The 12,404-nt window shown below is 68.3% G+C and carries 12 protein-coding genes; 10 read left to right on the forward strand and 2 right to left on the reverse strand.

Annotation, left to right across the window (positions count from 1 at the left end; all coding sequences use genetic code 11):
* Positions 1–24 precede the first annotated feature (24 nt).
* Positions 25–570, reverse strand: a complete 546-nt coding sequence (locus tag MJ603_RS15120) for a DUF3515 family protein (RefSeq protein WP_243064581.1) — start codon at positions 568–570, stop codon at positions 25–27.
* 24 nt (positions 571–594) lie between these two features.
* Here MJ603_RS15120 and MJ603_RS15125 point away from each other — a divergent pair, with 24 nt between their 5' ends.
* Positions 595–1,608: a thiamine-phosphate kinase gene (locus MJ603_RS15125; protein WP_243064582.1), complete on the forward strand. Its 1,014-nt coding sequence runs from the start codon at positions 595–597 to the stop codon at positions 1,606–1,608.
* On the opposite strand, the gene rsmD is transcribed toward MJ603_RS15125, so the two are convergent.
* A complete protein-coding gene (gene rsmD, locus MJ603_RS15130; protein WP_243064583.1) occupies positions 1,578–2,171 on the reverse strand; it encodes a 16S rRNA (guanine(966)-N(2))-methyltransferase RsmD in 594 nt (197 codons plus the stop codon). The two genes, MJ603_RS15125 and rsmD, sit on opposite strands and share 31 nt — an antisense overlap.
* Before the next feature lie 173 nt (positions 2,172–2,344).
* On the opposite strand from rsmD, the gene MJ603_RS15135 reads away from it, so the two are divergent.
* The 9 genes from MJ603_RS15135 (at position 2,345) to mutM (ending at position 12,399) form a co-directional block, all read left to right on the forward strand.
* Positions 2,345–4,573, forward strand: coding sequence for an ATP-dependent DNA helicase RecG (locus MJ603_RS15135; RefSeq protein ID WP_243064584.1), 2,229 nt, complete (start codon positions 2,345–2,347; stop codon positions 4,571–4,573).
* A 94-nt stretch (positions 4,574–4,667) separates the two neighbouring features.
* The gene (gene coaD / locus MJ603_RS15140; RefSeq protein WP_243064585.1) at positions 4,668–5,150 is read left to right on the forward strand and encodes a pantetheine-phosphate adenylyltransferase; all 483 of its coding nucleotides are present in this window, start codon (positions 4,668–4,670) and stop codon (positions 5,148–5,150) included.
* Complete coding sequence (locus MJ603_RS15145; protein ID WP_243064586.1) at positions 5,147–6,178, forward strand: MoxR family ATPase; 1,032 nt, start codon at positions 5,147–5,149, stop codon at positions 6,176–6,178. Before coaD ends, MJ603_RS15145 begins: the two co-directional genes overlap by 4 nt.
* Before the next feature lie 9 nt (positions 6,179–6,187).
* Entirely contained in the window at positions 6,188–7,522 is a 1,335-nt protein-coding gene (locus tag MJ603_RS15150; RefSeq protein ID WP_243064587.1) for a DUF58 domain-containing protein, read from the forward strand.
* Positions 7,515–9,866: a DUF3488 and transglutaminase-like domain-containing protein gene (locus MJ603_RS15155; protein ID WP_243064588.1), complete on the forward strand. Its 2,352-nt coding sequence runs from the start codon at positions 7,515–7,517 to the stop codon at positions 9,864–9,866. The genes MJ603_RS15150 and MJ603_RS15155 overlap by 8 nt, the downstream gene beginning before the upstream one ends.
* Positions 9,867–9,989: 123 nt before the next feature.
* On the forward strand, positions 9,990–10,484 hold the full coding sequence (locus MJ603_RS15160) for a DUF177 domain-containing protein (protein ID WP_243064755.1): 495 nt from the start codon (positions 9,990–9,992) through the stop codon (positions 10,482–10,484).
* Positions 10,485–10,489: 5 nt separating this feature from the next.
* Positions 10,490–10,693: a 50S ribosomal protein L32 gene (gene rpmF, locus MJ603_RS15165; protein WP_243064589.1), complete on the forward strand. Its 204-nt coding sequence runs from the start codon at positions 10,490–10,492 to the stop codon at positions 10,691–10,693.
* A gap of 97 nt (positions 10,694–10,790) precedes the next feature.
* Positions 10,791–11,480: a ribonuclease III gene (gene rnc / locus MJ603_RS15170; RefSeq protein WP_243064756.1), complete on the forward strand. Its 690-nt coding sequence runs from the start codon at positions 10,791–10,793 to the stop codon at positions 11,478–11,480.
* Complete coding sequence (gene mutM, locus MJ603_RS15175; protein ID WP_243064590.1) at positions 11,458–12,399, forward strand: bifunctional DNA-formamidopyrimidine glycosylase/DNA-(apurinic or apyrimidinic site) lyase; 942 nt, start codon at positions 11,458–11,460, stop codon at positions 12,397–12,399. The genes rnc and mutM overlap by 23 nt, the downstream gene beginning before the upstream one ends.
* Positions 12,400–12,404 lie beyond the last annotated feature (5 nt).

Genomic DNA, 12,404 nt, shown 5'->3' on the forward strand with positions numbered 1-12,404 from the left:
CTGCTCGCGGTCTCGCGGCCGCGGCTAGCCGACCTGGGTCGTGGTGGGCGATGGAACGGATGTCGGGGTCGTCGTCGGAGAGGTGACGTCGGCGGCGTCCTGGCACTTCTCCTTCTTCTGCTGCGGGATCGAGCCGATCGCGTCGGCCAGATCGGGCAGCACCGCAGCATCGGTGACGCCGCCCTTTCCGTGCTGGATGACGATCTCGGTCGCGGGCGTCCTGCCGAAGGTGATGTAGCGCAGGGCGGATGCGGCGGGATCGTTCTCGAGCACCCAGTCGATGCCGTTCACCGTGATGCACGGCTTGGTCGTCGGGCCTATCGGTGCGACTCCGCATCGCAGCAGCACCACGGCCGGGTCGCCCCACGCCCCGGTCGCCTGAGCGTTCGTCACACGCTTCGCTTTGCCGGCCACAGTGTCCGGCAGGTGCACGGTGATGTCGGCGCACTTGGGGGAGTTCGCGTCGGGCGCGGCATCGAGCGCGACGGCAGGCGCGCACGCGGCGAGCAACATGACGGCGGAGCAGGCGGCGAGGACGGCAAGCAGGCGGCGGGCGGAAGGAAAGGGCATCGTGGTCACGATAGCGTGAGCGGCATGACGGAATCTGGGCGCGGTGAGCACGCGGATGTCGCAACCCTCGCCTCGATCGGCGAGGTCGCGACCCTGCGGCGCATCTTCCCCCGGCTGCCGGCGTCTGCGGCGGCCATCGTCGGCCCGGGCGACGACGCAGCGGTCTTGGCCGCACCGGACGGTCGTTACGTGGTGACGACAGACATGATGATCGCCGGACCTGACTTCCGATGGGCTTGGTCGAGTCCCACCGACGTCGGCTGGAAGGCCGCTGCCACGAACCTCGCCGACGTTGCGGCCATGGGCGCGAAGCCCACGGCGCTCGTCGTCGCGATTGCCGCACCCGCCGACACGCCCGTGACCACGCTGGAGGCGTTCGCCGACGGCCTGCGCGAGGGGTGTGAGGCACTCGCGCTCGGGTGCGGTGTGGTCGGTGGCGACCTCTCCGTCTCCGATGTCTTCACCGTGGCCGTGACCGCGTTCGGAGACCTGGAGGGCAGGCAACCGGTGCTGCGTTCCGGTGCGAGCCCTGGAGACGTTGTCGCCGTGGCCGGCACGCTCGGCAGAGCAGCGGCGGGTCTGGCAGCTCTCTTCGCCGACGGCGTCGACGACGACGGCGTCCCCGATCGGGCGCGCGGAGCGGCCGTCGCCGCCCGCAACCCGGATGTCAGGGTGCAGCTGCGACCGACACCTCCGATCGCGGCCGGAATCGCCGCTGCTCGGGGCGGCGCCACCGCGATGCTCGACGTCAGCGACGGCCTCGCGCTCGACGCGGGACGCATTGCAGAGGCGTCGGGTGTACTCATCGACCTACGCTCCGGCGAGCTCGGCGCGGACCCCGCACTCGCGCTTTCAGGCGGCGAAGACCACGCCCTGCTCGCCTGCTTCGCTCCCGGCGTCGAACCGCCCGCCCCTTTCATGGTGATCGGCCGCGTCGAAGAGCGCGGCACGGCCGGGGGAGTGACCGTCGACGGGCATCCGTACGACCGGCGCTCCGGTTGGGATCCCTACGCTGGCTGGGACGGCGCGGCCGGCTGAGCGAACCACACGGCCGTCTCCCCGTACCGCTTCGAGCGGAACGGCTCGAGCGTCGCCGGCCATACGGGCTCCGGAGATCGTGCGCTGCGTTCCACGACGACGACGGCATCGTGCGCGAGCCAGAGCTCGAGCGCCGCGAGCACCCGGGAAAGCTCCTGCTCGTCGACATCGTAGGGCGGGTCGATGAAGACGAGGCCGACCGATCGAGTGCCAGGGTGCGCAAGATAGGAGCCGACGGTGCTCTGGCGCACGTCGATCGCCGGCCGCATGTCGCCGCCCGCCTTGGCAGCAGCCTTCATCAGAGCTGCGGCATTCGCCCGGCACACCGACGCGGCCTGAGCGCTCTGCTCGACGAGTACCGCGGATGCTGCGCCACGGCTCACCGCCTCGAGTGCGAGCGCACCCGAACCGGCATACAGATCGAGCACGTGTATGCCGTGCAAGGCATCCATCGCCTCGAGCGACGAGAACATCGCCTCTCGCACGCGATCGCTGGTGGGGCGGGTGCCGGACTTGGGCACCGCCAGGCCGAGAGATCCTGCGAAGCCGGCGACGATGCGCATGTGTCTATCTTGCATGCCCGTCCCTGCCGGGCATGCCGCGGCAGGCCGGGAGCGCGGCCCAGCTCGATTCGCCGTCGCGCGGACGCCGAATCGTCGAGCGCGGTGCGTTGTCGAGATGGTCGGCGTGTCGTCAGCGGATCGACGACATCGGCAGGTGCCCCTAGCCTGGGAGCATGGCGCAGACGGGATCGGAACCGACGAAGCGTTCCGTGTCGCAGCACGACGACGTGCCGTCCGGTCCTGTGACGCTTGCCAGCCCCCTTCAGGCCGGAATCGGGCCTCGGCAGGCCGCGTTATTCCACCGTGCGTTCGGCCACGAGACCGTCGGCGACCTGCTTGCGCATTACCCGCGCCGCTACGCCCATCGCGGAGAACTCACCGCGCTCGCCGAGCTGCCGGCCGGCGAAGACGTGACCATCGTCGCCGAGGTGAAGAGCTGCAGCAAACGTGCCATGCGGCAGCGGCACGGGTCCATCGTCGAGGCCACGATCTCCGACGGCACCGGCATCCTGACGCTCACGTTCTTCAACCAGGCCTGGCGCGCCAATGAACTGATTCCCGGCAGGCGCGGCACCTTCGCAGGCAAGGTCAACAGGTACAAGAACTCGCTCCAGCTCACGCACCCCGACTACGAGCTCTTCGACGACCCGTCGGAGTCCGTCGTCGAGGCGTGGCAGATCAGGCCGATCCCGATCTACCCGGCGACGTCCACTTTGGCGAGTTGGAAGATCGCGAAGGTCATCCGCGAGACGGTGCTTCCGAAGCTGAGCGATGTGGACGACCCGATGCCGGCAGAGGTCGCGGCGGAGCACGGGCTGGAGCAGTTCCGGGTCGCGTTGACGGGCATCCACACGCCAACCGACGACGCGGACTGGCGAAAGGCCCGTGACGCGCTGCGCTTTCAGGAGGCGTTCGTGCTGCAGGCTGCGCTGCTGCAGGAGCGCGCTCGTCTGCGCGAGACCGCGGCGACGGCACGGATGCCCGTGCCCGGCAAATACGTCGCCCGCTTCGACGCCGCGCTGCCCTTTCAGCTCACCGATGACCAGCAGGCGGTGGGGGAGCAGATCGCCCACGACCTAGCGCAGCCCGTTCCGATGAACCGGCTCGTGCAGGGCGAGGTCGGCAGTGGCAAGACCGTTGTCGCGCTGCGCGCCATGCTGCAGGTGGCCGACAACGGCGGGCAGTCCGCGTTCCTCGCTCCGACAGAGGTGCTCGCCTCGCAGCACCTCAGGTCGATCGTCGCCGCGCTCGGACCCGATCTCTCCGCGGAGTTGATGCCGACGTTGCTCACCGGGCGCCTCTCGGCATCCGAGCGCAGGAAGGCCATGCTCCGGGCGATCAGCGGGCAGGCGCAGATCGTCGTCGGCACGCACGCTCTGCTCGGCGAGAACGTGTCGTTCTTCGATCTCGGCCTCGTGGTCGTGGACGAGCAGCATCGCTTCGGTGTTGAGCAACGCGATGCGCTGCGCGCCAAGGCGTCTTCTCCGCCCCACCAACTGGTGCTGACTGCCACACCCATTCCGCGCACGGTGGCGATGACGGTGTTCGGCGACCTCGACGTGTCGACCATCGCCCAGCTGCCGGCCGGGCGGCAGCGCATCGAGAGCTTCGTGGTGCCGCTTGCCGAGCATCCGCGTTGGGAATCGAGAGTGTGGGAGCGCGCGGCCGAGGAGATCGCCGCAGGACACCAGGTGTTCGTGGTGTGCCCGGCGATCAGTGCCAAGGAGGCCGAAGAGGAGGAGCTCGAAGGCGGCGATGACGATGCGGATTCCGCGAGGCCGCCGACTCCCGCCGCGTCGGTCGAACAGACCCTCGCCGCCGTTCGATCCGACCCCCGGCTGGCCGGCGCGCGCACTGCAGCCCTGCACGGGCGCATGAGCGCCGATGACAAAGACGCCGTGATGCTCGCGTTCGCCGCCGGAACCCTCGACCTGATCGTCGCCACAACCGTGATCGAGGTGGGCGTCGACGTGCCGAACGCCTCAGCGATGATCGTTCTCGACGCCGACCGGTTCGGCGTCTCGCAGCTGCACCAGCTGCGCGGCAGGGTCGGCCGCGGCGGCGTTCCCGGTCTGTGCCTGTTCGTCACCGCCGCGGAGCCCGGCACGACGGGGCGTGAACGCGTCGATGCCGTCGCCGCCACCCTCGACGGTTTCGAACTCGCCGAGGCAGACCTCGAGCTTCGCCGCGAGGGCGATGTTCTCGGCAGCAACCAGTCCGGCGGACGTTCGTCGTTGAGGTTGCTGCGGGTGGCACGAGACGGCGAGATCATCGAGCAGGCGCGAGCGGATGCCGGCGCCATGCTCGACGCGGACCCCCACTTGGAGGGGCATCCGGCACTGGCATCCGCGATCGCGTCGCGCCTCACCGACAGGTCGCGCGACTTCCTCGCCAGAGCATGACTGGCCATCGGGTATATGCCTCGCCGAGCATCCGCTGGCAGTCGCATCCGAACCGTAACGATCCGATAACCTCGCCCGGCTATCCTGGAGCCCTATGAACAGGATCGCCGTTGTCCCTGGTTCTTTCGACCCCGTCACCCTCGGGCATCTCGACGTGATCGGACGAGCTGCGCGCCTGTTCGACGAGATCCACGTTCTGGTGGTGCACAACCCCGACAAGGACGCGATGCTGCCGATCGCGCAGCGCGTGGCTCTGATCGAGCGCTCCATCGCCGACGAACGGCTGCCGCCGAACATCGTCGTTGCGGCGTGGAGCGTCGGCCTCCTCGTGGACTACTGCACAGACGTCGGCGCGAAGGCCCTGGTCAAGGGCATCCGTTCGCAGGTCGACGTTGCCTACGAGACGCCGATGGCGATCGTGAACCGAGACCTGGCCGGCGTCGAGACGGTCTTCATTCTGCCCAATCCGGCGAACGCGCATGTGTCGAGTTCACTGGTGCGTCAGGTCGCCGCGCTGGGCGGCGACGTGAGCCCGTACGTTCCGCGTGCGGTGTACGAGTACCTGCAGGAGCCATGAACAGTCTGCCCACCAAACAACCGACGGATGCCGCGTCGGCCGCCGACGACGTCGACCCCGACATGACACCCGAAGAGCTTCAGACGGTCGCCGAGCAGATCGCCACCAACGTCGAGGCGGTGATCGACGGCAAGCACGAGGCGGTGCGGGTCGCATTGACCGTGCTCCTCGCCGAGGGCCATCTGCTCATCGAGGACGTGCCAGGAGTCGGAAAGACCATGCTGGCGAAGGCACTGGCGAAGTCCGTCGACAGCAGCGTCAGCCGCATTCAATTCACACCCGACCTCCTGCCCTCCGACGTCACCGGCGTCTCGGTCTACAACCAGCCCGATCGCCGGTTCGAGTTCAAGCCAGGGGCGGTCTTCGCCAACATCGTCATCGGCGACGAGATCAACAGGGCGAGTCCGAAGACGCAGTCGGCGCTGCTGGAGTGCATGGAGGAGCGACACGTCACCGTCGACGGCTCCACCTATCCGCTGCCCGATCCGTTCATTGTGATCGCGACCCAGAACCCGGTCGAGATGGAGGGCACCTACGAGCTGCCAGAGGCACAGCGCGACCGGTTCATGGCCCGGATCGCCATGGGCTACCCCGACGAGCAGGCCGAGATCGAGATGCTCACCGGACGTGACACGTCCAGCCCGCTCGCGCGCATCGGCGCCGTGGTCTCGACCGAGCGCCTGCGGCAGATGATGAGCCTCGCGCGTCGCGTGTTCGCCTCGGATGCCCTGAAGCAGTATGCGGTCGCGATCGCGCACGGCACGCGCGAAGACCCGGATCTGCGGCTCGGTGCGAGCCCGCGGGCAACGCTGCAGCTGGTGCGCGCCGCCAAGGCGAGGGCGGCCCTGGCGGGACGTGACTTCGTGCTTCCCGACGACATCGACGACCTCGCGATTCCGGTGCTCGCGCATCGCCTGCTGCCCACAAGCAGGGCGATGGGACAGCACCACGAACGCACTGCCGTGCTGTCCGAGATCGTCGCCAGAGTCGTGGCGGCGACGCCGGTGCCGACGGGGCAGCAGAAGTAGCCTGACGACATGAGGGCCACTCGAGTCTGGTCAGCAGCGCAGCGGCCGAGACCAACCTGGCGGGGCGCCGGAATCGCCCTCGCGGGTGCGCTCGCGATGGTGGGCGCCGCAGTGCTCGGGCGCGTCGATCTGCTCGTTCTCGGCATCGTGCTCGTGCTGCTTCCGCTCGCGGCGGCCATTGCCGTCACCATCGACCGGCCGTGGATCAGCGTCAGCCGCACCTTCGAGTCCGACCTGGTGGTCGTCGGCGAGACCGCGAACGTCGCACTCCTGGTACGCAACGAGGCGAATCGCAAGTCGCCCGGCCTGCGATGGCGGGATGCCTGCCCTGCGCCGCTGGAGGCATCCGGCTTCTCCGCGCTTCCGCAGCTTGGTGAGCACGCTCGCGCGAGCAGGGATCGATCCGACAGCGTCGTCGTGCGATATTCGATCAAGGCCGCGGCACGAGGCGTGTACGACGTCGGCCCCTTGTTGCTGGAGCGCACCGATCCGTTCGGACTCGTGCGGTGCCTGTACGCGATCGGAGCGTCGAAGCCGCTGATCGTCGTGCCGAGGGCGCGCGATCTGGGGCAGGCGGAGTTCGAGCTGTCGCGCAGTGAGGGCTACGAGCACGAGCTGGTCAAACACAGCATCCCGAACGCCGACGAGCTGATCGCCAGAGAGTATCGCCCCGGTGATCCGTTGCGCAGGGTGCACTGGAGGGCCACTGCGCGGCACGACAAGCTGATGGTGCGTCAGGAGGAGCCTCGTAGCAATCCGGAGACCTGGGTTCTGTTCGACACCGATCAGGGGCCGCATCCAGAGCACCACATCTTGCACGCGGATGCCCGCAATCCGCGCTTCGAGGCCGCCGTCGACCTGCTCGCATCGATCGGGACCCACCTCGTCGCTCAGGGGTTCGTGCTGGGTGTCGTGGAGACGGCGCCGATCCAGATGCTGGGGCGCGCCGGGACGGGCAGAGCGGGGATCGGCGGACTTCCAGTCGCCGCATACGACCCGCCGGGAGGCGGCCAGACGCTTCTCGCCGGACTCGCCGGCGTGAGCCAGACGTCCAAGGGGAACGCCGACCCGGCAGGCGTGCTCTCGGCTGCTCTGCGGCGCAACCCCCAGGCGGTGCCGGCGTTCGTGGTCGTGGTCGACGGTGATCGCGACGAACTGGCCGCCGTCTCGGCCCTGCGCATCCTGTGCGACCCGGCTGTCGTATTCTTCGTGGGGGATCGGCCCGACCTGCGCGAGCACTTCGAGCGCAGGGGATGGACGTGCGTCGACGTCGCGCCTGACGACTCGCCCGAAGCGGTCTGGCAGCGGGCGGGCATCCGGTCGAGGACGGCGCGCCATGGCTGAAGTCGTCGGCACGCAACATCGCTCCCCGCTCGGATCGTGGCGCACGACCACGTCGCAGACGACGCCGGCGGGCGACAGCCGGCAGCGTTCGCAGATCGCGGCCGATCTGAGGCTCGGCCTGGCTCTGTCGGCCGTGATGGTGGCACTCACCGTCGCGCTGGGCGGGCTTATCACGGGCGCAGGCTGGTGGCTCGAGCTCATTCTCGTCTCGGTGGTGGTGCTCGGCGTCGCAACAGGATGCCGTCTCGTGCGCCTGCCCCGCGCCGTCGCGCCGATCGCGTCGCTCGTCGCCTTCGTCTTCCTCGTCACTGCGCTCTTCGCGCCCGGATCCGCCGTGCTCGGCTTCATTCCCACTCCCGCGACGGCCACGGAGTTCACGCAGCTCATCAACCAGGCGAGGGTGTCGTTCTACAACCAGGGAGTGCCCGCCGATCCGCTGCCGGAGTTCCTCTTCCTGCTCGTTGCGGCAGGTGGTGTCATCGCCTGGACGGCTGATCTTCTCGCGGTCGTCCTCCACCGCCCGGCGTTCGTCGGGGTGCTCGTCGTCGCCGCGCTCAGCGCACCGGCAGCCCTGCTCGACGGCGGTCTCTCGCCTCTGGCCCTCGTGCTCTGCCTGGTCGCCTACCTGTTACTCCTGCGTGCCGACGTACGGACCACGCGCGGTGCCGGGTCCGAGACCGGGGCGTCGCTGGCCATCGCGACGGGTGCGATCGTGGTCGCTCTCGTGATCGGAACGACGGCGCCCGGGTTCCAGCAGGTGGGACGACAGGCGATACCGGCATCCGGCGTGCTGTTCGGCCAGGGCGTCAGCCCGCTGATCGATCTCGGCGCCGACCTGCGTCGCCCGTTGCCCGTGACCGTGATCGACTACACGACGACCGACGCGACGCCCGCCTATCTGCAGATGACCACGCTCGATGCCTTCTCGGGCGCCGTATGGCGACACCAGCGCTCCGCCTCCACGTTCTTCACGTCCTCGACCTCGATCTCGAAGACCCCTGGACTCACCGACAAGGTGAAGTCGACGAAGGTGACCACCGACGTGCAGGTGCACAACATGACGAGCGAGTGGCTGCCTGCGCCCTATCCGGTCAAGAGCGTTGCGGGACTCAACGGAAGCTGGGGATGGGAGCAGAAGGACCTCACGATCGCCGGTTACACGGCCACCACGGTGAACCAGCAGTACACGGTCACCTCGCGGGATCTGAAACCGACCGCCAGACAACTGCGGTCAGCGGGAACGAACTATCCGGGTTCGGTCGAGAACGACCTGCTCGTTCCGTCCAGCTCCCCGTCGATCATCGCCGCGACGGCGAGGTCGGTGACGGCGGGCGCGAAGACTCCCTATGACAAGGCCGTGGCGTTGCAGGCCTACTTCCACGATGGCGAGTTCCGCTACTCGCTGACCGCTCCGAAGGACGGCGGATACGACGGAGACACCCCAGGCACGATCGCGACGTTCCTCGAGCAGAAGGCCGGCTATTGCGTGCACTTCGCGGCGGCCATGACCTTCATGGCGCGCGACCTCGGCATCCCGGCGAGGATCGCCGTCGGCTATCTTCCCGGCACTCAGACCGGTGTCTCCGGCTCGAAGGCCGTCTATTCGATCAGCTCCGACGATCTCCACGCGTGGCCGGAGCTGTTCTTCCCCGGAGTCGGCTGGGTGCCGTTCGAGCCGACCGTCGGCCGTGGAACCGTGCCGGACTACGGCACGTCGACGACGACTCAGACGCAGACCACGACGACCTCGACGGCGACTCCCTCCGCCGGCAACGGGCTGAAGCTCGACACGAACACTCCTGCGTCGACAGGCACGACCGATGATCCGACCGCGACTGCGATCTCCTCGAGCGGAAGCGTCGCGGCCGTGGTGCTCGTGGTGCTCGCCCTGCTGCTCGCACCGTCGATCGTGCGCCGGCGCCTGAGAGCGAGGCGGCTGGCGTCCGTCGGCAACGGCGGCGGCAAGGTCTCGACGGCGTGGACGGAACTGCGCGCGTCCTGCCTCGATCTCGGCCTGGCGGTGCCGGCCACCGAAACCCCGAGGGTGTTCGCCGGCCGTCTGAGACGTACGTGGGATGAGGCTGCAGGGGCGGTGCCGGATGCGGATGCCCGCGCCGCGGCATCCGCTGCACTCGACGAACTCATCGATGCCGTCGAACGCGACAGGTTCGCTCCACGCACCGGTGGTTACGCCGATCCGAAGCTCGCGGACGACGTCACAGCCGTGATCTCCGCCGTCGCGGCGACCGCCGGATGGGCACGTCGCGCGCGCGCGCTGCTGGTACCGGTCTCGCTGTTCGAGGGGCGCATGAGATCGCCGGGCGCCGCGCGGTTCAGCAGCTAGACACGTGCTCGAGGTGACCGAGCGTTTCAGCGGCACACCGCGATAGTATTGGCGCTCGTGTCTGCTTCCGTGCGCAATCCGTACTCCATCAACGTGCGCGACCTTCTGCACCGTCCGGGCGAGATGCGTGAAGAGTCGCTCGTCATCGACTCGCCTGAAAAACTCGGCGAAGGACTGATCAGCGTCGACGCCGGTACTGCAATCGACCTCGACATTCGACTCGAATCCGTGCACGAGGGCATCCTCGTCTCCGGGGAAGCGTCGACCGTCGCAACGGGTGTCTGCGGCCGCTGCCTGATCGACATCGCCCAGAGCGTCCAAATCGACTTCCAAGAGCTTTTCGCGTATTCTTCTGGGGAAGCTTTTGACTTTGAGGTTCACGACGACCACGTGGATCTTGAACCTCTCGTCAGGGATGCGGTGGTGCTGTCACTGCCGTTCCAGCCGGTGTGCCGGCCGGATTGCCCAGGTCTCGATCCCGAGACGGGTGAACGGCTTGCCGATCTGCCGGATCGCGAACCAACCAAGACCATCGATACGCGTTGGTCTGCGCTCGCGGACTTTCCCGCTTCCGATGACGTAGCCGGCGGTGCCGGCGCCCCAGACAGAGAAGAGTAGAGATCATGGCTGTTCCGAAGCGGAAGAAGTCGCGCTCCAACACGCACTCCCGGCGTTCACAGTGGAAGGCCCAGGTTCCCAACCTGGTCAAGACCGTCGAGAACGGCAAGGTGACCTACAGCCTTCCCCACCACGCGAAGGTCGTCGAAGACTCGGCCGGTACCCCGCTGTTCCTGGAGTACAAGGGCCGCAAGGTCGCCGACGTCTGAAGTCGTGTCCGGCGACACGGCACGCACAGCGACGAATGCCGGCTTCGAGCCGGCCGAGCGGCGTGCATCCGATTCAGGGCGGTCCGATCAGGCCGCCCTGCAGTCGCGTCTGGGCATCGACATCGATCCCGATCTGCTGACGCTGGCGCTCACGCATCGCTCATATGCGTACGAGCACGGTGGCATCCCGACGAACGAACGCCTCGAATTCCTAGGCGACTCGATCCTCGGGCAGGCCGTGACGGTGAAGCTGTTCCGTGACAACCCCCGGGTCGACGAGGGCGGGCTCGCCAAGCGGCGCGCCTCGCTGGTGAGCAGTGTCGCCCTCGCGGAGGTTGCGCGAGGCATCGGTCTTGGTCGATTCGTGCTGCTCGGCAGGGGAGAGACCCAGAGCGGCGGCGCCGACAAATCGTCGATCCTCGCCGATACGGTCGAGGCGATCATCGGTGCCGTGTACCTCGATGCGGGTGGCGACGTGGCCACCGAGTTCGTGCTTCGGCTGGTCGAGCCGCTCTTCGACGACCCCGACAGGTTCGGCGCCGCCATGGACCCGAAGACGAGTCTTCAAGAGCTCGCTGCGCACAACGGCGCGCCAGCCCCCCAGTACACGGTCACCGACACCGGTCCCGATCACAGCAAGACCTTCCACGCCGTCGTTTCGGTCGACGGACTCGTGACCGCCGATGGCGAGGGCACGAGCAAGAAGAATGCCGAGATGGCGGCGGCGCTGAAGGCGTGGACGCTGGCCAACGCACGCGATCCCCGTGCCAGAGCTTCCCGAAGTTGAAGTGGTGCGCGCCGGCCTCGAGCCGGCGGCGACCTCGTCAACCATCTCCTCGGTCGAGGTGCTCGACGAACGCGGCATCACCCGGCACGACCGCGCGCTCGGCGACTTCTCTGCGCTGCTGACCGGCAGACGGATGCTCGGCGCCGCCCGCCGGGGCAAGTTCCTCTGGCTGCCGCTGGACTCCGACCTCGAACCCGACGCTGAAGCGCGGCAGGCGGTGCTCATCCACCTCGGCATGAGCGGGCAGGTGCTGCTGCGCGAAGCGGGGGAGCCTGCTGGGCGGCACGCGCGCGTTCGGCTGGTGGTGGAGCATCCGCTGCACGGCGAACTCGCCATTCACTTCGTCGACCAGCGAACGTTCGGCTCTCTCGCCGTCGACTCCCTGGTGCCGACGCTGGATGGCGGAGCGGGTGGCGTGGGCTCGGACCTCGCGCTGGTGCCGAGCCAGGTGGTGCACATCGCACGCGACCCGCTCGATCCCGCGTTCGATGACGCGGGCTTCCTGGCGGCGCTGGTCGAGCGTCGCACCACGGTCAAGCGCGCGCTGCTCGACCAGACGCTGATCAGCGGCGTCGGCAACATCTACGCCGACGAAGCGCTCTGGGCGGCCAGGATGCACTTCGAGCAGCCGACGCAGACGCTCTCGAAACGGAAGGCGCGCGAGCTGCTGACAGAGGTGCGCTTCGTGCTGCAGAAGGCGCTTGCCGAGGGCGGCACCAGCTTCGATGCCCAGTACGTCAACGTGAACGGCGCATCGGGATACTTCGCCAACAGCCTCAACGTCTACGGCCGACAGGGACAGCCGTGTCCGCGCTGCGGTACGACGATCGTGCGGGCGTCGTTCATGAACAGGTCGTCGCACTTCTGTCCGCACTGCCAGCGGATGCGCACCCCGGAGCGGTCCGCGCTCGCGGGGTGATGAGG

Source organism: Humibacter sp. RRB41, assembly GCF_022761015.1.
Classification (GTDB): domain Bacteria; phylum Actinomycetota; class Actinomycetes; order Actinomycetales; family Microbacteriaceae; genus Humibacter.